The sequence below is a fragment of the Streptomyces sp. NPDC091279 genome, assembly GCF_044757465.1.
Lineage (GTDB): Bacteria > Actinomycetota > Actinomycetes > Streptomycetales > Streptomycetaceae > Streptomyces.
The window spans coordinates 48,318-66,259 of record NZ_JBIVVA010000008.1; the positions used below are offsets into that span (position 1 = coordinate 48,318).

The window sequence follows — 17,942 nt, forward strand, 5'->3', positions numbered from 1 at the left end:
GGGCATGCGAAACTTTTCACATGAGTGCCGCAAGCCGTGCCCCCCTGCGCTCGCGCCGTAGCCGTGCCACCCTGCTCAGCGCCGTGGCGGCGGCCGCCGCGCTGACCCTCTCCGCGTGCGGCTCCGGCGGCACGTCCGGCGGGTCGGGCGACACCAACTTCGTCACCGGCTCCAACGGCATCGCCGCCGTGAAGAAAGCGGAACGCGCCGACGCCCCCGACCTCTCGGGGCAGACCGTCGACGGCGGTCGACTGGACGTCGACGACTACAAGGGCAAGGTCGTCGTCCTGAACATCTGGGGCTCCTGGTGCCCGCCCTGCCGCGCCGAGGCCAAGAACTTCGAGACCGTCTACCAGGACGTCAAGAGCAAGGGCGTCCAGTTCGTCGGCATCAACACCCGCGACACCAGCACCGGACCGGCCAAGGCGTTCGAGAAGGAGTTCGGCGTCAGCTACCCGAGCCTGTACGACCCGACCGGCAAGCTGATGCTCCGCTTCGCCAAGGGCACCCTCAACCCGCAGGCCATCCCCTCCACGCTGATCATCGACCGGGACGGCAGGATCGCCGCGCGCACCCTCCAGGCGCTCAGCGAGGAGAAGTTGCGCGCCATGCTCGCCCCCGTCCTCGCGGAGAAGTGACGTGAGCGCGCTCACCACCCTCGCCGCCCTCTCCGACCCCAACCCGACGGTCCTCGACGGCGCCCTCCTGGTCGCCCTGCCCGTCGCGCTGCTCGGCGGCCTCGTCTCCTTCTTCTCCCCGTGCGTGCTGCCGTTGGTCCCCGGCTACCTCTCCTACGTCACCGGGGTCACCGGCACCGACCTCGCGGAGGCCAGGCGCGGCCGGATGGTCGCCGGTGCCTCCCTCTTCGTCCTCGGCTTCACCGCCGTCTTCGTCTCCAGCGGCGCCCTGTTCGGCTACTTCGGCGACACGCTCCAGGAGTACCAGGACGTCCTGTCCAAGGTGCTCGGCGTCCTCATGATCGTCATGGGCGTCTTCTTCATGGGCCTGCTGCCCGGGCTGACCCAGCGCGAATTCCGCCTGCACAAGCGGCCGGTGACCGGGCTGGCCGGCGCGCCCCTGCTCGGCGCCCTGTTCGGCATAGGGTGGACGCCCTGCATCGGCCCGACCCTCTCCTCCGTGCTGATCCTCTCCCAGGACCAGGGAAGCGCCGGCCGGGGCGCCCTGCTCACCGTCGCCTACTGCGCGGGCCTCGGCGTGCCCTTCGTGCTCGCGGCGGTCGCCTTCCGCAAGGCCCTCGGCGCCTTCGGCTGGGTCAAACGACACTACGTCTGGGTCATGCGGATCGGCGGCACGATGATGATCGCGACCGGCCTGCTGCTGCTCACCGGCGCCTGGGACTCCCTGGTGCAGGAGATGCAGACCTGGTCCAACGGCTTCTCGGTGGGGATCTGAATCATGGTGACGACGTCGAAGACCGGGCCCGACGAGAGCCCGGCCCCCGCCCCGGCCGAGGACACGGATGTCAGCGCGGCCCGCTCCCGGCTGTCCACCGCGCCCACCGAGGACGGCACGGGACCGGTCGGGATCGGCGTGCTCGGCTGGGCCCGCTGGTTCTGGCGCCAGCTCACCTCGATGCGGGTCGCGCTGCTGCTCCTGCTGCTGCTGTCGCTCGGCGCGATCCCCGGCTCGCTGATCCCGCAGACCAGCACCGACGAGACGAAGGTCGCCGACTTCCGCACGGCGCACACCTTCCTCGCGCCGATCTACGACAGGCTCGGCCTCTTCCACGTCTACAGCTCGGTGTGGTTCTCCGCGATCTACCTGCTGCTGTTCGCGTCCCTGATCGGCTGCATCGTCCCGCGCACCTGGCAGTTCGTCGGCCAGCTGCGGGGCCGGCCGCCGGGCGCCCCCAAGCGGCTGAACCGGCTGCCCGCCTACACCACCTGGCAGACCGCCGCCGCCCCCGAGGAGGTCCGGGAGGCCGCCCTCGCCCTGCTGAAGAAGCGCCGCTTCCGCGCGGACCTCGCCGGGGACGCCGTCGCCGCCGAGAAGGGCTACCTCCGTGAGGTCGGCAACCTCGCCTTCCACATCGCCCTCATCGTCATGCTCGTCGCCTTCGCGTGGGGCCAGCTCTTCCGCTCCGAGGGCAACAAACTGATCGTCGAGGGCGACGGCTTCTCCAACACCCTCATCTCCTACGACGACTTCAAGTCCGGCAACCTCTTCACCCCGGACGACCTGGACCCGTTCAGCTTCGTCCTGAAGAAGTTCACCGGCACCTACGAGACGGACGGGCCCAACCGCGGTACCCCGCGCACCTACCAGGCCGCCGTCACCTACAGCGTCGGTGCCTACGGCAAGGACAAGAAGGACCTCATCAAGGTCAACGAGCCGCTGGAGATCGGCGACTCGAAGGTCTACCTCACCGCCCACGGCTACGCGCCCGTCGTCACCGTCCGCGACGGCAAGGGCAAGGTCGTCTACACCGACGCCGTGCCGCTGCTGCCGCTCGACTCCAACGTCACCTCCTCCGGTGCCATCAAGGTCATGGACGGCTACCGCAACGCCAAGGGCGTCAAGGAACAGCTCGGCTTCCAGGCGTTCTTCCTGCCCTCCTACGGCGGCAAGAACGCGGCGGTCGTCTCGCAGTTCCCCGCGCTGACCAACCCGATCCTCAACCTCGTCGCCTACCACGGTGACCTGGGGGTCGACGCGGGCATCCCGCAGAGCGTGTACCAGCTCGACAAGACCAACATGAAGGCCTACAAGGACTCCAAGGGCCAGGATCTGCGCGTCAACCTGAAGCCCGGCGAGACCATGAAACTCCCGAGCGGCGCTGGTTCGATCACCTACGACGGCACCAAGGAGTGGGCGAACTTCCAGGTCACCCAGCAGCCCGGCAGCGGCTGGGCGCTCGGTGGTGCCACCGCCGCCGTCTTCGGCCTCGCCGCGTCCCTGTTCATCCAACGGCGCCGGGTCTGGGTGCGTGCCACGCCGGGCCCCGGCGGGGTCACCGTCGTCGAGATGGCCGGGCTCGGCCGCAGCGAGTCCGCCAAGGTGCCCGAGGAACTCGGCGAACTCGCCGGGACCCTCTTCGACCGGACGCCGGGCGCACCCGACGCCGCCGCGGACTCCTCCGTACCGTCTGAATCCCCCGACTCCCCAGTCGTACCTGCCGAAGGGGCTGAGCAGCAGTGATTCTCGCCGCCGCCACCAACGAACACCTAGCGAGCCTCAGCAACACGCTGATCTACTCCGCGATGGCCGTCTACACCCTGGCCTTCCTCGCGTACATCGCCGAATGGCTCTTCGGCAGCCGCAGCAAGGTCGGCCGCACGGCCGCCGCGCTCACCGAGGCGAAGACGAAGCAGGCGAACGGCCCCGCCGTCACCGTCCAGCAGGCGGGCGGCACCGCCGTCCTGGAGCGGCCGCAGGTCGTCGTGCGGGCCGCGGCCGGCACGCGTGACGTGCCCGACGGTCCCGGCGCGGCCGGCGGTGACGAGCAGGGCGACCTCTACGGGCGCATCGCGATCTCGCTGACGGTGCTCGCGTTCCTCGTCGAGTTCGCGGGTGTCCTCACCCGGGCCCTGTCGGTGCAGCGGGCGCCGTGGGGCAACATGTACGAGTTCAACATCACCTTCTCGACCGTCGCCGTCGGCGTGTATCTGACGCTGCTGGCGCTGCGCAAGAACGTCCGCTGGCTCGGGCTCTTCCTCATCACCACGGTCCTGCTCGACCTCGGCCTCGCGGTCACCGTCCTGTACACCGCGAGCGACCAGCTGGTGCCGGCGCTGCACTCGTACTGGCTGTACATCCACGTCTCGACGGCGATCCTGTGCGGTGCGGTCTTCTACGTCGGCGCGGTCGCCACGGGGCTGTATCTCTTCAAGGACGCCTACGAGAGCAAGCTCGCCGACGGTGGGCAGCCGGGTACGTTCGCCACGTCCGTGATGGAACGGCTGCCGTCGTCGGCGTCGCTCGACAAGTTCGCGTACCGGATCAACGCCGGGGCGTTTCCGCTGTGGACGTTCACGATCATCGCGGGGTCGATCTGGGCGGGGGACGCGTGGGGGCGGTACTGGGGGTGGGACCCGAAGGAGACGTGGGCGTTCATCACGTGGGTCGGATACGCCTGCTATCTGCATGCGCGGGCCACCGCCGGGTGGAAGGGGCGGAAGGCCGCCTACCTTGCGTTGATCGCCTTCGGGTGCTGGCTGTTCAACTACTACGGCGTCAACATCTTCGTCACCGGCAAGCACTCGTACGCCGGGGTCTGACCCTTCGGGGGCGTTGGGGTAGCTAATTGGGTGCGGGCCGGTGGGGGCTGGTCGCGCAGTTCCCCGCGCCCCTTAAAACACGGCCGTGGGCCTGTGCGGCGCCGTCGTGGCTGGTCGCGCAGTTCCCCGCGCCCCTTATCGGCCTTGTCCGGCCGTTGGTTGGAAGCTTGGGTCTGCTGGGCGCGGCCCCTTAGCGGCGTTGTTCGGCTGTTGGTGGTTACTTCACTGTGATTGCGTTGAGTTTGGCTCGTAGGTAGGTGTGGGAGTCGACCGGGGGGTGGGCTACTCGGCCTACCGGGGCTGGGAGGGATTCGACTCTGGTGCCTGGGGTGCATTCGCCGAAGTAGACCAGGGACATCAGTTCCTCGGTGGGGGTGTCCGGGGGCGGCGGGAGGACGCGGTGGCGGCCCGAGCGCCAGCGGTCGCCGGTCCAGCGGGAGAGCAGGTCGCCGACGTTGATGGTGAAGGCCTCCGGGTCGTAGGGGGCGTCCTCCCAGCCGCCGGCGTCCGTGAAGACCTGGAGGCCACCCTTGCCGGCCTGCCGGTCCAGGATCGTCACCGTGCCGAAGTCGGTGTGCGGGCCGATCCGGAACTGGCCGGGCTCGGGGGCGCCGACCACCTCGGTGCCGGGGTACCAGTTGATGTTGAACCCGTACGTCGGGTGGTCCATGTGCCGGGAGAAGAAGTCGGGGGCGACCCCCAGGGCGGCGCCGAGCAGCGAGAGCAGCAGCCGTTCCAGCTCGGCCATCCGCGCGAGGTACTCCTCGCACAGCGCGCGCAGCTCCGGCACCTCGGCCGGCCAGACGTTCGGCGCCCGCCACTCCGCGTCGACGACCGGGTCCTCGAACGGCTCATGGGTCGCGAACGTCAGCGACTCCTTGAGGTCGGGCGGGGTCGCGGCGCCGTCGGCCGAGCCGTTGGCCTCCGCGCCGGGGCCGAGCCAGCCCCGGCCGCCGACCCGCGCCGCGTAGGGCTGCTTGACCTCGGTGGGCAGTGCGAAGAAGGCGCGCGCCGCCGCCCGGATGCGGGCCCGCAGCGACGGGTCCACCCCGTGCCCGGTGACCAGCAGGAACCCGGCGCTCTGGAGGGCGTCGTCGACGGTCCTGGCGATGGCACGCCGGGCGGCCTCGTCGCCGTCCCGCCAGGGCCGCAGGTCGATCGTGGGGATGCGCGGGTCACTCACCGATGTCCTCGTTCCACAGTGCCGGGTTGTCCTGGATGAAGGTCTGCATCAGGGTCACGCACGCGGGGTCGTCCAGGAGCACGATCTCGACGCCGTGCTCGGCGAGCCAGTCGTGGCCGCCGTGGAAGGTGGCCGCCTCGCCGATCACCACCCGCGAGATCCCGAACTGCCGCACCAGACCCGAGCAGTACCAGCAGGGGGACAGCGTCGTCACCATCGTCGTCCCCCGGTACGAGCGCTGCCGCCCCGCCGCCCGGAACGCCGCCGTCTCCGCGTGCAGGGCGGGGTCGTCGTCCTGGACGCGCCTGTTGTGGCCGCTCCCGAGCAGGGTGCCGTCCGCCCCGTAGAGCGCGGCGCCGATCGGGATGCCGCCCTCCGCGAGCCCCTTACGGGCCTCCCCCAGGGCGGTGGCGAGCCACGCGTGTGCCTGTGCCTGATCCATGTCGTTCACTCTCCTGCGGCCGAAACACCGGGGCAACGTGCGGAAAGTACTCTCCCGGCAACCCGCCGCCGGACGAACTGTCCACGCCCTGGAGGTTCCCGTGCCCGCACTCACCCTCCGTGAGGTTCTCGACCTGGACCCCGTCAGGGCCGCAGACCCCGCCCTCCTCGCCGGTGAAACTGCCCTCGACATGCCCGTCCGTTGGGTGCTCCCCCAACTTCTCGACTTCGCTCGAAGAGGGGGTACCCCCATCAGCGAGGTATATGAGGCCACGAACTTCCTCGACGGCGGCGAACTCCTGCTCACCAACGGCTTCGGTCTCACCGACGCCGACGACGAGGTACGGCGGCGCTACGTACGGGAGTTGGCGGCCCGGGGCGCGGCAGGTCTCGCTGTCGAGGTGGGCCGCGCGCTGCCGGTGATGCCGGCCGAGGTGACCGACGAGGCGCGGCGGCTCGGGCTGCCGTTGATCGCCCTGCGCCGGATGGTGCCGTTCGTGCGGATCACCGAGGCCGCCAACCGCGCGATCGTCGCCCGCGGCCTGTCCGGCCGGACGGTGGTCAGGGCGTGGGGCGACGACCATCCCGCCGCGCTCCTCGCCGACCTCGCCGACCGGGCCGCCCTCAACCAGCCCGAGGTGGAGGCGAGGTCCGCCCTGGCCGGGTTCCACCCCGCCCCGGACGCCCGCCTGATCGGCGTCTCCCTGCACGGCAGCACCCGGGAGCCCGGCACCGTGGACCGGGCGGCCCGGCTGCTCGGCGGGGCAGGGGTCCTGCGGGCCGCGTTCCCCGGGGACGTCCTGGCGCTGCTCGCCCTGCCGGGGCAACCCGTAAGGGGGCGGGGCGGCGATCCCGTACGGGCCGTGCAGGACGCCTTCCGGACCGTCGCCGAGCCCGGCACCACCGTCGCCGTCGGACACCCGGTCGACGCGGGCGGGGGCTGGCTGCGCTGGAGCGACACCCTGCGGGCCGCGCGGACCACCCTGGAACTGGCGTTGACCGTGCCCGGTGCCGAACCCGGCGTCCCCGAGGGCCCGTCGGTCACCTCCGCGCGCGCCCTCGCGCTGGAACGGGAGCTGACCCGGGGCGGCATCGACGCCAACCGCGACCGGCTGGCCCGGCTCGTCCAGCACACCCTGGGCCCGCTGCTCGCCTGGGAGGCGGCCCACCCCAGCGACCTCGTGCGCACCCTGGAGGTGCATCTGCGGCACGGCTGCTCGCCGACCCGCACCGCGGCCCTGCTGCACATCGGCCGCCAGTCCCTCTACCAACGCCTCGAACGCATCGAGTCGTTGCTCGGCCTCGACGTCGACGACCCCGACCTGCTGGGCGAGTTGCTGACGGCGACCTGCGCGCACCGGGTGGTGCGGGGGACGGCCGGGGCGACGGCGCTACCGGGGCTGCGGACGGTGGCTTGAGCGGGTCCCTTGCCAAGTCCCTTACAGGGGTGGGGTGGGGCGCTTGCGGCGGGGGACGTTCCAGTCGTCGAGGCGTTCGGTGACCCAGACGGGGTTGACCTGGTATTCGCGGGCGAGGGTGGTGATGGAGGTTCCGGCGAGGTAGCGGGCGGTGACGTCGGCGCGGTCGGCGGTGAACTGGGCCTGGGCGGCGCGGACTTCGGCGGTGGAACGGCGTCGGGTGCGGCCTCGGAAGACGTGCCCGGCGGGTCGGCGCAGGGCGTGGGCCTCGTGCCGGTGGCGGCGGGGGACTCCCCAGTCGATGAGCTGTTGCCCGAGCCAGTTGGGGGTGACGCCGTAGTCGGCGGCGATGCGGGAGACGGGTTCGCGGGCCTGGTAGCGGCGGATGATGGTCTCGCTGTCGGCGCGGGCGATGTCGCGGGCGGCGGCTTTCTCAGCGGGGGTGGTGGGCCGGGCAGGCTTGCTGTGGGGGTTGGTTGTCACGGTTGCGTCCAGGAGTCTTCCGCTGCGAGTACGTAGAGGGGGTGGGCGAGTCCGCCGATCCGATACCGGACCGGGGTGGGGGCCGAACGGCCTTGCTGCGCGGGCCAGTTGGTGGGGAAGGCGATCGGCCGGATGGTCAGGGTGTAGGTGCAGTCCGTGTCCGGGAACCTGGCGAAGAGGGGGTGGCCGTTCTTGATGTGGGCGCGGGCGGCACGCAGTTCGGCGTGGTCGGTGGCCCAGGCGCGGAGTTCGGTGGGGCAGCCGGGCTTCACGAGGCGGAAGGCGTGCATCAGCGGCGACACCCACGGCGTGCCGGTGGGCTGGGGGTCGAGCCGGTCGGCGATGCGTAACGCCTCGCCGCTCAGCCAACGCAGCGCCAGTTTGGGGGAGATGGACCGGAACGTTGCCAGCAGGCACCGTGCGCTCTCGCGGGTGCCGGGTATGAGCCACTCGGCGCCGGTCTCCGCAAGGTAGCCGGAGGGCTCGGGTGCTCTGGTCACGCCGTTGTGTCCGCGCAGGTCGGGCAGTCGAACGGGCAAGGGGGGAGCGAGTTCGGGGGGAAGGAGATCACCCCGGACTCCGGGTCGAGGGTGCCGCCGTAGGCCTCGTACCAAGGGTCGTCGGTGGGGGTGCGTTCACCGTCGGGTGGGTCGACGAGGCTGCCCGGCTCGGGGGCGGGTAAGTCACTCTCACGGGCGTTCATCAGCCGGTGCTCCCTTCTGTTCTGTTCCTTTTCGCGCGCACGCCTCAACTCGGGCTGGCGGGAGAGGAGTTGTTGATCTCGGATGAGGGTGCCGAGCCTCGCCGTCCCGGAAGGAAGGCAGACCCGGGGGGAAGTCCCCGTAGGGGAAGCCCCAAGGGAGGAAGCCCCCACGGGAGGAATCCCCTAGGGGAGAGGCCCCCAGGGGGAGAGCCCTAGGGGGAGGACCCGGGGGGGGGTAAGGCCCTAGGGGGAAGGCCCCAGGGGGAGGGCCCTAGGGGAAAGCCCCCAAGGGAAATCCCCCAGGTCGGAGTCTCGGACAGCGGCGGGGGTGCGGGGAGTCGGCCGACCTCACTCGAACCTCAACCCGGACCACCCCCGCCGCGCCCTCCGCGAGCCGGACGCGCGGGCGCCCGGGTCGCGGGTTCAGGGGGTTGGCTCAGGGCGTGCGGGAGTCGTGAACGCGCCAGTAGACGACGACGCTGTCCCGGCCTTCGACGACGGCCCTTCCCCGGTGCAGGGCGCCCAAGTCATCGGCGTTGTGCGGGGGTTCGTCGCAGAACACGGTGACGCCGGCCCACTCCGGGGCCAGCCGCGCCCGCGTCAACTCCTCCGGGTCGGTCGGGAAGGCCTTCCTGGCGCCGCACTTGGCCGGGTTCGGGTTCACGTCGGCGCTGCTCGCCTCGCCCTGCGGGTGCGGGTGCGGGTGCGGGTGTCGGCGGAGTTCGACGGCCATGTCCACGGCACGCGACGGGTTGTGGGTGGGGCTGCCCACCTCCATCGCCTGACGCCATTGCCTCAACAACGCCCCGCACACGTCACAGCCGGGGACCGCACGTGGTTCGTCAGTGAACGGCTCGGTGAGGTGTACCGGTTTCCCAGCCGTCGTCTGCTCGGGGGAGGGGAGGGTGCTCCCGCGCCTGCCGGGGGGCGCCGTGTACTCAAACTCGGCTACGTTGCGTCCAGGAGCCGTTCGCCTCTTCGCTCGCGTTCCCGCCATCTGCTTCTCCTTTGCCCAGGCCGCAGCGACTGTCGCTGCCCAACGGTTGCAATGTGAACAGCAGTTGGAAAAGGCAGTGACGACATCACCACCCTCCGCTAGTAGCATCCTCTCCGGTGACAGCTCATGCAAGTGCATGACGGAAGCAGGTGCACGAAAGGGTGAAGGCTGTCCCGTGTCACGAGGGGGTGGCAGACTGTGAGCACGTACGCGCAACCAGGGAGGTCACGTTGGCGGACAGTCCAACCGTGCTGAGGCGGCGGCTCGGTGGTGAGCTACGCAAGATGCGCCATTCTCGGAAGCTGACCGCACTTCAGGTAGCCGAGTCGCTCGGTTGGTCCGAGTCCAAGGTCAGCCGCATCGAGTCAGGGAAATCTCCGCTGTCCGACAAGGACGCAAAGCTCCTACTCAAGACGTACGGCGTTGAAACTTCTGAAGATGTCCGGCAGTTCGTTGATCTGGTACGCCGGAGTCGGCAGAACGGCTGGTGGCACTCCTTCGGTGATGCTCTGCCTGAGTGGTTCAAGCCGTACCTAGGCTTCGAGTCGGATGCGGCGGCCATCTACGCGGTGCAGACCGAGTTGGTTCCGGGCCTACTGCAAACCGAGGGCTACGCACGTGCAGTGATCAAGGCTATGAACCCCGAACTCTCAAGCGACGAGATCGAGGCCCGTGCAAGTGCACGAATCCAGCGCCAGGAGATCCTGACGTCCGACAAGGCGCCGATGCTGTGGGCCGTACTCAATGAATCAGTGGTGCGACGTGTGGTTGGTTCCACGGCTGTCATGCAAGAGCAGCTACGGGCGTTGGCCGATCGGGCTGAGACGTGTCCGAACGTCACTGTCCAGATACTCCCCTTCGACGCTGGGGCGCACCAGTCGATGGGATACAGCTTCCTTATCCTGTCCTTCGAGGACGTTCCCGGCTCCATCGTGTACTCGGAGGCGCCCACCAGTGCCACGTACCTGGACAAGGAATCGGACCTGCACCGCCACAAAGAGATCTTTCAACGTCTCGTGGCTGCTTCGGAGCGGCCAGAGAAGTCCATCGACATGATCAGATCCATCGCAGAGGAACGCGGCCATGCAGGCTAACGACGACAAGCTGCTCTTCGTGAAGAGTAGTTACAGCAACGGTTCAGGTGAGTGCATCGAGGTTGCCGACAAGCCCGATGGGGGCCGCGCCGTCCGAGACTCCAAGGATGTTCAGGGCGGGATACTCGCCTTCTCAAGCGGCGGTTGGGGCGACTTCGTCGGCGCGGTGAAGCGCGGAGACCTCTAGCACTTGGACACCCGGTCAAGCGACTGAAGGGCAGCATCCAATGACCAAGATTCCGAACGCGTCTGCCACCGGCTTCGCATGGAAGAAGTCAAGCTTCAGTGGCGGCCAAAGTAACTGCGTCGAGGCGGCTCTCACCGCCGCCCCCGGCGCCCTCCCCGTCCGCGACAGCAAGGCGCCCACCGGTCCCGCCGTCGTCTTCGGCGACACCACGTGGGGCGACTTCGTCAACGCGGTGAAGCGCGGCGACCTCGTCTGACGCACCGCGTGAGAACCCCCGTCGGGATCAATCCGGCGGGGGTTCCTCGCGTCTCCCTCGACGCCGGGCTCCAGTGATGGCGGCGCGCCGGACCCGTTGCCGGGCGGCATGGCAACCGTGACGTGGTTCGAGGGCCAACTCCCCGCCGTTCAACGCGGAAGGCGTTTCGTACCGGTGTGATCCACGTGTCCCCGGCCATGGTGGCGGAGATCCAGGGGGCCTACGATCTTGCACTGAGTGAAGCTCAACCGCTTCACGATTCCCTAGGTCTACTGCGGGCGACAGCGAAGGGATACAGGGCATGACTGAGCAGACCATAACCGATTCGTCCGTGCTGAGCGGGTGGCGCACTTCGTCGTACAGCGGGCCGCAGGGGGGCAGTTGCATCGAGGTGCTGGACGGCTTCCGCGCAGGCGTTCCCGTCCGCGACAGCAAGGCCCCCGCTGGCCCGGCTGTCGTCTTCGGCGGCACCACTTGGGGTCTCTTCGTCAACTCGGTAAAGTGTGGCGACCTTTAAGTACTTGGGCACCCGGTCGAGCGACTAAAGGGCAGCATCGTCTACGCCGAGGCAACGACGTCTGCCACGTACCTGGACAAGGCCGACGAGATTGCACGTCACGAGGAGGTCTTTCGGCGCCTCGTGGCGGCATCCGTACAGCCGGAGAAATCCGTCTCCTGGCTCCGAGAAACCGCAAGGGGTTATGACCGTGGGTAATAATCAGCCGCTGATCTTCGTCAAGAGCAGCTACAGCAACGGCCAAGGCGACTGTGTTGAGGTCGCCGCGGAGTCTGACGGGGGACGCGTCGTCCGTGACTCCAAGGATGTTCAGGTCGGGACGCTCGGTGTCTCAAACGGCGGTTGGGGCGACTTCGTCGGTGCGGTGAAGCGCGGAGACCTCTAGCACTTGGGCACCCGGTCAAGCGACTGAAGGGCAGCATCCAATGACCAAGATTCCGAACGCGTCTGCCACCGGCTTCACTTGGACGAAGTCGTCGTTCAGCGGCGGCAACAACAACTGCGTCGAGGCCGCACTCACCGCCCTCCCCGGCGCCCTCCCCGTCCGTGACAGCAAGGCGCTCACCGGTCCTGCTGTCGTCTTCGGTGACACCACGTGGGGCGACTTCGTCAACGCGGTGAAGCGCGGCGACCTCGTCTGACGCACCGCGTGAGAACCCCCGTCGGGATCATCCCGGCGGGGGTTCCTCGCGTCTCCCCGCCGGAGGGCTTCAGGGGCGGCGGCGCGCCGGACCCGTTGCCGGGCGGCATGGCAACCGTGACGTGGTTCGAGGGCCAACTCCCCGCCGTTCAACGCGGAAGGCGTTTCGTACCGGCGTGATCCACGTGTCCCCGGCCCTGGTGGCGGTGATCCAAGGGGCCTAGGGGGTGTACAGGTGCTACGGGCCACCTCACCGTTCCTCGTACAGCCCCTCCACCTCCGCCGCGAAGTCCTTCATGACGACGTCCCTGCGGAGTTTCATCGACGGGGTCAGATGGCCGTCGGCCTCGCGGAAGTCGCGGGGGAGGATCGTGAAGCGGCGGATGGACTCGGGGCGGGAGACGAGTTTGTTGGCGTCGTCGATCGCGCGCTGGATGACGTGGTTCAACTCCTCGTCGTCCAGGAGGAGTTCGGCGGGCACCGGGTGCTTGCCGTTCATCCGGCGCCAGTGCGTGAGGCCCTCCGAGTCGAGGGTGATCAGCGCGGCGACGTAGGGGCGGCGGTCGCCGACGACGATGCACTGGGAGATCAGCGGGTGCTGGCGCAGCCAGTTCTCCAACGGCGCGGGGGCCACGTTCTTACCACCGGCGGTGATCAGGATCTCCTTCTTGCGGCCGGTGATGGTCAGATACCCCTCGTCGTCGAACTGCCCGATGTCGCCCGTCGGGAACCACTCGTCCAGCGACGCCGGCACCACCCCGCCCGCGTGCGGGTCCCAGTAGCCCCGGAACACCTGCCCGCCGGAGAGCAGGATCTCGCCGTCGGCCGCGATCCGCACCTTGCTGCCGGGCAACGGCCAACCCACCGTACCCAGCCGGGGTTTGAGCGGCGGCGTACAGGTCGCCGCGCCCGTCGACTCGGTCAGCCCGTAGCCCTCGTAGATCTCCAGACCGGCCCCCGCGTAGAAGGCGGCGAGCGGACGGCCCAACGGCGAGCCCCCGCAGACGAGTTGGCGAATCCGGCCGCCCAGGGCGTTGCGGATACGGCGGTAGACCAGCGGGTCGTAGAAGGTACGGGCCGCTTTCAGCGCGGAGTTCGGCCCGGACCCGGTGCCCGCGTGCTTGGCGTCCATCGCCTCGCCGTACCGCCGGGCCACCGCCGCCGCCCGGTCGAACGACGTGACCCGGCCGCCGCTCTCCGCCTTGGCGCGGGCGTTGTTGTAGACCTTCTCCAGCATGTAGGGGATGGCCAGCAGGAACGTCGGCTTGAAACTGGCCAGGTCGGCCAGCAGGTTGTCGGCGGCCAGGCTCGGCGCGTGGGCCAGCCGGACCCGGGCCCGGACGCAGGCCACGGCCACCATCCGGCCGAACACGTGCGACATGGGCAGGAAGAGCAGCGTCGCCGCCTCCTCCGAGGTCTTCGACTTGAAGACGGGGTAGAGGAGTTCGACGGCGTTCTCGACCTCGGTGAGGAAGTTGCCGTGGGTGAGGACGCATCCCTTGGGGCGACCCGTGGTACCCGAGGTGTAGACGAGGGTGGCGAGCGTGTCCGGCACCAGCATGCCGCGCCGCACGTCAACCTCCTGGTCGGGCAGGTCCTGCCCGGCCTCGGCGACCCGGTCCAGGTGGTCCTTCTCGACGACCCACAGATGGCGCAGGTCGGGCAGACGGTTCAGCTCGGGGCCGAGCGCCGCCGCCTGCGCGGCCGTCTCCGTCACCAGCGCCACCGCGCCGGAGTCCTGGAGTATCCACCGGGTCTGGAAGACCGACGAGGTCGGGTACACGGGGACGGTGACGAGTCCGGCCGCCCACGCGGCGAAGTCCAGCAGCGTCCACTCGTAGATGGTCCGCGCCATGACGGCGATCCGGTCGCCGGGCACCAGCCCCTCGGCGATCAGCCCCTTCGCCAGGTCGAGCACCTGCCGCGCGAACTCCGCCGCCGTCACATCGGCCCAACCCCCGTTCTCCGTACGGCGGCTGAGCAGCCGGGCCTCCGGCACCTCCGCCGCGTTCTCGAACGGCAGGTCGGCGAGCGAACCATGGGTGCGCGGCGGCATCAGCGCCGGCACGGACACCTCCCGCACCTCCCCGTCCAGCCGCCGGATCTCCGGTTCCACCAGCTGCGGCACGCCGTCGTAGTCGTAGGCGGCGGGATAGGACACGGACATCGGGCGACTCCAGGGGCGTGCGGCTCGGTTCCGCTCTGCCGCTGTGGTACGTGCGGTTCGTACCGAGACGTTCACCGGCGGTGCGCGGTGGGCGGGTTACCGCCGGTTGGGACCGCGATCGTACGGGGCCGGCATGGGGAGTTAGTGGGGGTTCGGGAATGGTCCGGAGCCGGGCCTGTGCAACCTCGGGGATTGTGTGAGGGACATTCACCTTTCACACCCCGGGGGAGGGGCGGGAGGGGTGAGAGGGGCATGTGGGATAGGTGGGGTGAGTGGGGTAGGCGTGGCCTAGGGGGCGAGTCGGGGGTACCCGGGGGTTCAGGGGTGCCCGAGCCGCCCACAGAGCCCGGTGTCGACCCACCCCCAACCCCCACCCCACCCCCAACTTACCGCCGGTAACATACGCCAGGGCAAGCAGGACGCGACCGACCAGGGGGACCGGCATGGCCGACCGTTATCTGAGTTTCACCGGCACCGCGCCCGGCCGCCTCCTCACCCGGCGGCTCGGCCTCCCCCAACCCGCCACGCTCCGGCGCTGGTCGCCCGACGCCCCCACCCTGAACGGCGGCCTCCGCCACCTCACCGCAGGCGAGTCCACCCTCGACCTGGCCCCCGTCCTGGCCCGCACCGGCCTCGCCTCGGCCACCGCCCCCGCCCCTGACACCGCCCCCGGCGCTGCCACCGACCCGACCCCCGCCGCAACCACCCCCCTCGCCGCCCTCCTCCTCGACGCCACCGGCGTCCGGGATCTCGACGCGCTCGCCGAGGTGCACGCGGCCCTGCACCCTGCCGTGCGGTCGGTCGCGAGCAGCGGGCGGATCGTCGTCCTGGGTGCTCCGCTCGACCCCGCCGATCACCAACAGGCCGCTGTGCAGCAGGCGTTGGAGGGGTTCACGCGCTCGCTCGGCAAGGAGGCCGGGCGGGGCAGGACCGTCAACCTGGTCCGGCTCACCGACGCCCACGCCGCCGAATCCACCCTCCGTTTCCTGCTGTCACCCAAGTCCGCGTACATCAACGGCCAGGTCATCGACATCGGAGTCGACGTGGGAGTCGACACCGGTATCGGCACCGGTGTCGGTGTCGGCGTCGGCGCAGAAGCGGGCGCGCCCGTCGCGCCGGACCACCTGGAACGTCCCCTCACCGGCCGCACCGCCCTGGTCACCGGCGCCGCCCGGGGCATCGGTGCGGCCGTCGCCGAAACCCTCGCGCGCGACGGCGCCCACGTCGTCGTTCTCGACATCCCGCAGGCCGAGCAGGACGCCCGCGCGGTCGCCGCCCGGCTCGGCGGCACGGCCCTCGCCCTCGACATCACCGACGCCGACGCGGGGGAGCGGATCGCCGGAGCCCTGCCCGACGGGCTCGACATCCTCGTCCACAACGCGGGCATCACCAGGGACCGGCGACTGGTCAACATGCCTGCGGAGCGCTGGAGTTCGGTGCTCGACGTCAACCTCGGCAGCGTCCTGCGCACCACCGACGCGCTGCTCGCCGCCGGCACGTTGAAGCGGGGTGGGCGGATCGTCGCCACCGCCTCCATCGCCGGGCTCGCGGGGAACGTGGGGCAGACCAACTACGGCGCCGCCAAGGCGGGCATCGTCGGCCTGGTCCGCACCCTCGCGCCGCGCGCCCTCGCCGCACACGGGGTGACGGTGAACGCGGTCGCGCCGGGGTTCATCGAGACGCGGATGACGGCCGCGATCCCGTTCGTCATCCGCGAGGCGGGCCGGCGCATGAACTCCCTTTCCCAGGGCGGCCTTCCGGTCGACGTGGCCGAGACGACCGCCTGGCTCGCCCACCCCGGGTCCGGCGCGGTCAACGGCCAGGTGGTCCGAGTGTGCGGCCAGAGTCTGCTGGGCGCGTAGCCGCGACCGGCACAACGAAGAGATCGGGAGCCGATGTCCGTCACCCTCACCCAACCTCCAGCCCTGGCACCCCTGTTGGCCCGTGGTGCCCTGCTGTCCCCCTTCAAACGGCCCCGCCCCGACGCCGACTTCCCGCACGACCGGCTCGTGCTGCCCGAACTCCGCGTGGACCTGGCCAAGTTGGCCGCCTACGAACGCGTCTGCGGTTTCGCCACCGGCGCCGACGCCCTGCCCCTCACGTACCCGCACGTGCTGGGCTTCCCGCTGGCCATGCGCCTGATGAGCGGACGGAACTTCCCACTGCCCCTGCTGGGACTGGTCCACACGTCGATCGACATCACCCGCCGCCGCGCCCAGCCCGCCACGGCAGAGTACGAACTAGCAGTTCACGTGGACGAGTTGAGACCACACCGACGCGGAACGGAAGCGGCGGTGACAACGGAACTGCGGTCGGCGGGCCAAACGGTCTGGGAGTCGCGGAGCACCTACCTGGCCCGACACCGGACAACCTCCGAGGCCCCTACGGCCACCGAGCCGACCCCGCGCGAGCCCCTCCCCGCCCTGGCCGACTGGCAGTTGGCCGGGGACGTGGGACGCCGGTACGCGTCCGCCTCCGGTGACCACAACCCCATCCACCTCCACCCCCTCGCCGCCCGCCTCTTCGGCTTCCCCCGCGCCCTGGCCCACGGCATGTGGACCCTGGCCCGCTGCCTGGCCGCCCACCCCACCCCCGAGGCGGTAACCCTCCAAGCAACCTTCAGGTCCCCGGTCCTCCTCCCCACCACAGTGACCTACGCAGCCACCAAATCCCACTTCGAACTAAGAACCCCCCAAAACCACCCCCACCTGACAGCCTCCATAACCCCCCTAGCCCGACAAGGGGTCAACTAAGCCCAACGCCCCCAAACCAACAGGCGCCAGGCCAACGCCGTTTAAGGGGCGCGGGGAACGGCGCGACCAGCCCCAACGGCGCCGCACCCGCCAACCAACCCCCGCCCCCAACTGTCAGAGACACCCCTCACGGCCCCTCCGCCCCCCACCCCCGCCCCTCCATGAGGTTCCCCAACCCCGCCCAGGCAAAGTTCATCAACGTTCCCGCAGCCTGCCGAGCGGTGACTCCAGGCGTGGAGTTGGCCCACGCGGCCAGCGCCTCCGCCGCCCCGACCAACGCCTCGGCAAGCCCCGCGACCTCCCGCTCAGGAAGATGAGGGTCCTGATGCGCCTCCCGAGCCGCGACAACGATCAGCTGCGTCACGAACGCCACGATCTCCTCCCGCATCGCGGCGACCTCCGCAGCGAACGGCTCCCCGTGCGTCCGCGCCTGGAGATGCAACACCGCCCACGCATCGGGATGCTGAGCGGTGTGCGTGAAGAACGCCCCGAGCCCGTCCCAGAGTTGGCGATCGGCGGGAGCGTCCACCCGCACCCCCGCCCGTACAGCGGCGACCAGCGAGGCCGCCTCCCGACGGATGCAGGCGGTGAAGAGTTCTTCCTTCGAGTTCAGGTAGAGGTACACCAACGGCTTGGAGACGCCCGCGAGTTCGGCGATCTCGTCCATGGACGCGGCCCGGTACCCACGTTGACCGAAGGTCCGCACGGCGGCGTCCAGCATCTGCTGCTCACGGACCGCGCGCGGCATCCGCTTGGTCTTCACGGCACCCATGAGGCCAAGGGTAGTTGGGCTGTCGAGCCCCCACGGGCTGGGCGTTTCGAGAACGCACCGGGGTGAGACCAGGCAATCAGCCCGACGAAGGTC

22 protein-coding genes are annotated in these 17,942 nt (G+C 70.0%); 14 read left to right on the plus strand and 8 right to left on the minus strand.

Annotated elements, in window-relative coordinates; genetic code table 11:
* Nucleotides 1–20 precede the first annotated feature (20 nt).
* The 4 genes from ACIQOU_RS20770 to ccsB are packed head-to-tail and all read left to right on the plus strand — an operon-like array spanning nucleotide 21 to nucleotide 4,238.
* Nucleotides 21–638 carry a TlpA family protein disulfide reductase gene (locus ACIQOU_RS20770; RefSeq protein ID WP_401538272.1) on the plus strand — a complete coding sequence of 206 codons (618 nt, stop codon included), beginning with the start codon at nucleotides 21–23 and terminating at the stop codon, nucleotides 636–638.
* A 1-nt stretch (nucleotide 639) separates the two neighbouring features.
* On the plus strand, nucleotides 640–1,413 hold the full coding sequence (locus ACIQOU_RS20775) for a cytochrome c biogenesis CcdA family protein (RefSeq protein WP_401538273.1): 774 nt from the start codon (nucleotides 640–642) through the stop codon (nucleotides 1,411–1,413).
* Between the two features lie 3 nt (nucleotides 1,414–1,416).
* Complete coding sequence (locus tag ACIQOU_RS20780; RefSeq protein WP_401538274.1) at nucleotides 1,417–3,159, plus strand: cytochrome c biogenesis protein ResB; 1,743 nt, start codon at nucleotides 1,417–1,419, stop codon at nucleotides 3,157–3,159.
* Nucleotides 3,156–4,238, plus strand: a complete 1,083-nt coding sequence (gene ccsB, locus ACIQOU_RS20785) for a c-type cytochrome biogenesis protein CcsB (RefSeq protein WP_401538275.1) — start codon at nucleotides 3,156–3,158, stop codon at nucleotides 4,236–4,238. The genes ACIQOU_RS20780 and ccsB overlap by 4 nt, the downstream gene beginning before the upstream one ends.
* Nucleotides 4,239–4,455: 217 nt before the next feature.
* Here ccsB and ACIQOU_RS20790 read toward each other — a convergent pair whose 3' ends face one another.
* Complete coding sequence (locus tag ACIQOU_RS20790) at nucleotides 4,456–5,421, minus strand: isopenicillin N synthase family dioxygenase (RefSeq protein ID WP_401538276.1); 966 nt, start codon at nucleotides 5,419–5,421, stop codon at nucleotides 4,456–4,458.
* Nucleotides 5,414–5,863: a nucleoside deaminase gene (locus ACIQOU_RS20795; RefSeq protein ID WP_401538277.1), complete on the minus strand. Its 450-nt coding sequence runs from the start codon at nucleotides 5,861–5,863 to the stop codon at nucleotides 5,414–5,416. Before ACIQOU_RS20795 ends, ACIQOU_RS20790 begins: the two co-directional genes overlap by 8 nt.
* Before the next feature lie 100 nt (nucleotides 5,864–5,963).
* Between ACIQOU_RS20795 and ACIQOU_RS20800 the strand changes: the two genes are divergently transcribed.
* Nucleotides 5,964–7,280 (plus strand): PucR family transcriptional regulator, encoded by a 1,317-nt coding sequence (locus tag ACIQOU_RS20800; RefSeq protein ID WP_401538278.1) that lies wholly within the window; start codon nucleotides 5,964–5,966, stop codon nucleotides 7,278–7,280.
* A gap of 21 nt (nucleotides 7,281–7,301) precedes the next feature.
* On the opposite strand, the gene ACIQOU_RS20805 is transcribed toward ACIQOU_RS20800, so the two are convergent.
* From ACIQOU_RS20805 to ACIQOU_RS20820, 4 genes are all read right to left on the minus strand, one after another.
* The gene (locus ACIQOU_RS20805; protein ID WP_401538279.1) at nucleotides 7,302–7,763 is read right to left on the minus strand and encodes a hypothetical protein; all 462 of its coding nucleotides are present in this window, start codon (nucleotides 7,761–7,763) and stop codon (nucleotides 7,302–7,304) included.
* Nucleotides 7,760–8,263, minus strand: coding sequence for a hypothetical protein (locus ACIQOU_RS20810; protein ID WP_401538280.1), 504 nt, complete (start codon nucleotides 8,261–8,263; stop codon nucleotides 7,760–7,762). Before ACIQOU_RS20810 ends, ACIQOU_RS20805 begins: the two co-directional genes overlap by 4 nt.
* Nucleotides 8,260–8,466 carry a hypothetical protein gene (locus ACIQOU_RS20815; protein ID WP_401538281.1) on the minus strand — a complete coding sequence of 69 codons (207 nt, stop codon included), beginning with the start codon at nucleotides 8,464–8,466 and terminating at the stop codon, nucleotides 8,260–8,262. Before ACIQOU_RS20815 ends, ACIQOU_RS20810 begins: the two co-directional genes overlap by 4 nt.
* Before the next feature lie 436 nt (nucleotides 8,467–8,902).
* Nucleotides 8,903–9,244, minus strand: coding sequence for a hypothetical protein (locus ACIQOU_RS20820; RefSeq protein ID WP_401538282.1), 342 nt, complete (start codon nucleotides 9,242–9,244; stop codon nucleotides 8,903–8,905).
* 449 nt (nucleotides 9,245–9,693) lie between these two features.
* Here ACIQOU_RS20820 and ACIQOU_RS20825 point away from each other — a divergent pair, with 449 nt between their 5' ends.
* The 7 genes from ACIQOU_RS20825 (at nucleotide 9,694) to ACIQOU_RS20855 (ending at nucleotide 12,158) form a co-directional block, all read left to right on the plus strand.
* The gene (locus ACIQOU_RS20825; protein ID WP_401538283.1) at nucleotides 9,694–10,557 is read left to right on the plus strand and encodes a helix-turn-helix domain-containing protein; all 864 of its coding nucleotides are present in this window, start codon (nucleotides 9,694–9,696) and stop codon (nucleotides 10,555–10,557) included.
* On the plus strand, nucleotides 10,547–10,744 hold the full coding sequence (locus ACIQOU_RS20830) for a DUF397 domain-containing protein (RefSeq protein WP_401538284.1): 198 nt from the start codon (nucleotides 10,547–10,549) through the stop codon (nucleotides 10,742–10,744). The genes ACIQOU_RS20825 and ACIQOU_RS20830 overlap by 11 nt, the downstream gene beginning before the upstream one ends.
* A gap of 40 nt (nucleotides 10,745–10,784) precedes the next feature.
* Entirely contained in the window at nucleotides 10,785–11,000 is a 216-nt protein-coding gene (locus ACIQOU_RS20835; RefSeq protein WP_401538285.1) for a DUF397 domain-containing protein, read from the plus strand.
* Between the two features lie 301 nt (nucleotides 11,001–11,301).
* Nucleotides 11,302–11,517, plus strand: coding sequence for a DUF397 domain-containing protein (locus ACIQOU_RS20840; RefSeq protein ID WP_401538286.1), 216 nt, complete (start codon nucleotides 11,302–11,304; stop codon nucleotides 11,515–11,517).
* Between the two features lie 36 nt (nucleotides 11,518–11,553).
* Complete coding sequence (locus tag ACIQOU_RS20845) at nucleotides 11,554–11,715, plus strand: Scr1 family TA system antitoxin-like transcriptional regulator (protein WP_401538591.1); 162 nt, start codon at nucleotides 11,554–11,556, stop codon at nucleotides 11,713–11,715.
* Nucleotides 11,702–11,902, plus strand: coding sequence for a DUF397 domain-containing protein (locus tag ACIQOU_RS20850; protein ID WP_401538287.1), 201 nt, complete (start codon nucleotides 11,702–11,704; stop codon nucleotides 11,900–11,902). Before ACIQOU_RS20845 ends, ACIQOU_RS20850 begins: the two co-directional genes overlap by 14 nt.
* Nucleotides 11,903–11,942: 40 nt before the next feature.
* Nucleotides 11,943–12,158, plus strand: coding sequence for a DUF397 domain-containing protein (locus ACIQOU_RS20855; protein ID WP_401538288.1), 216 nt, complete (start codon nucleotides 11,943–11,945; stop codon nucleotides 12,156–12,158).
* Nucleotides 12,159–12,407: 249 nt separating this feature from the next.
* On the opposite strand, the gene ACIQOU_RS20860 is transcribed toward ACIQOU_RS20855, so the two are convergent.
* Nucleotides 12,408–14,324: an AMP-dependent synthetase/ligase gene (locus tag ACIQOU_RS20860; RefSeq protein WP_401538289.1), complete on the minus strand. Its 1,917-nt coding sequence runs from the start codon at nucleotides 14,322–14,324 to the stop codon at nucleotides 12,408–12,410.
* A 443-nt stretch (nucleotides 14,325–14,767) separates the two neighbouring features.
* On the opposite strand from ACIQOU_RS20860, the gene ACIQOU_RS20865 reads away from it, so the two are divergent.
* Both ACIQOU_RS20865 and ACIQOU_RS20870 read left to right on the plus strand, forming a co-directional pair.
* Nucleotides 14,768–16,186, plus strand: coding sequence for a 3-oxoacyl-ACP reductase (locus ACIQOU_RS20865; protein ID WP_401538290.1), 1,419 nt, complete (start codon nucleotides 14,768–14,770; stop codon nucleotides 16,184–16,186).
* 33 nt (nucleotides 16,187–16,219) lie between these two features.
* Nucleotides 16,220–17,077 (plus strand): MaoC family dehydratase, encoded by an 858-nt coding sequence (locus tag ACIQOU_RS20870; protein WP_401538291.1) that lies wholly within the window; start codon nucleotides 16,220–16,222, stop codon nucleotides 17,075–17,077.
* Between the two features lie 127 nt (nucleotides 17,078–17,204).
* Here the strand turns inward: ACIQOU_RS20870 and ACIQOU_RS20875 are convergent, their stop codons facing one another.
* Nucleotides 17,205–17,849 (minus strand): TetR/AcrR family transcriptional regulator, encoded by a 645-nt coding sequence (locus ACIQOU_RS20875; RefSeq protein ID WP_401538292.1) that lies wholly within the window; start codon nucleotides 17,847–17,849, stop codon nucleotides 17,205–17,207.
* Between the last annotated feature and the right edge of the window lie 93 nt (nucleotides 17,850–17,942).

Bases quoted from the DNA above. Each gene is read 5' to 3' on its own strand.
- ACIQOU_RS20770 (WP_401538272.1), top strand. From the start codon at position 21: ATGAGTGCCGCAAGCCGTGCCCCCCTGCGCTCGCGCCGTAGCCGTGCC.
- ACIQOU_RS20780 (WP_401538274.1), top strand. From the start codon at position 1,417: ATGGTGACGACGTCGAAGACCGGGCCCGACGAGAGCCCGGCCCCCGCC.
- ACIQOU_RS20795 (WP_401538277.1), bottom strand. From the start codon at position 5,863: ATGGATCAGGCACAGGCACACGCGTGGCTCGCCACCGCCCTGGGGGAG.
- ACIQOU_RS20815 (WP_401538281.1), bottom strand. From the start codon at position 8,466: ATGAACGCCCGTGAGAGTGACTTACCCGCCCCCGAGCCGGGCAGCCTC.
- ACIQOU_RS20820 (WP_401538282.1), bottom strand. From the start codon at position 9,244: ATGGAGGTGGGCAGCCCCACCCACAACCCGTCGCGTGCCGTGGACATG.
- ACIQOU_RS20830 (WP_401538284.1), top strand. From the start codon at position 10,547: ATGCAGGCTAACGACGACAAGCTGCTCTTCGTGAAGAGTAGTTACAGC.
- ACIQOU_RS20835 (WP_401538285.1), top strand. From the start codon at position 10,785: ATGACCAAGATTCCGAACGCGTCTGCCACCGGCTTCGCATGGAAGAAG.
- ACIQOU_RS20840 (WP_401538286.1), top strand. From the start codon at position 11,302: ATGACTGAGCAGACCATAACCGATTCGTCCGTGCTGAGCGGGTGGCGC.
- ACIQOU_RS20850 (WP_401538287.1), top strand. From the start codon at position 11,702: ATGACCGTGGGTAATAATCAGCCGCTGATCTTCGTCAAGAGCAGCTAC.
- ACIQOU_RS20855 (WP_401538288.1), top strand. From the start codon at position 11,943: ATGACCAAGATTCCGAACGCGTCTGCCACCGGCTTCACTTGGACGAAG.
- ACIQOU_RS20860 (WP_401538289.1), bottom strand. From the start codon at position 14,324: ATGTCCGTGTCCTATCCCGCCGCCTACGACTACGACGGCGTGCCGCAG.
- ACIQOU_RS20865 (WP_401538290.1), top strand. From the start codon at position 14,768: ATGGCCGACCGTTATCTGAGTTTCACCGGCACCGCGCCCGGCCGCCTC.
- ACIQOU_RS20870 (WP_401538291.1), top strand. From the start codon at position 16,220: ATGTCCGTCACCCTCACCCAACCTCCAGCCCTGGCACCCCTGTTGGCC.
- ACIQOU_RS20875 (WP_401538292.1), bottom strand. From the start codon at position 17,849: ATGGGTGCCGTGAAGACCAAGCGGATGCCGCGCGCGGTCCGTGAGCAG.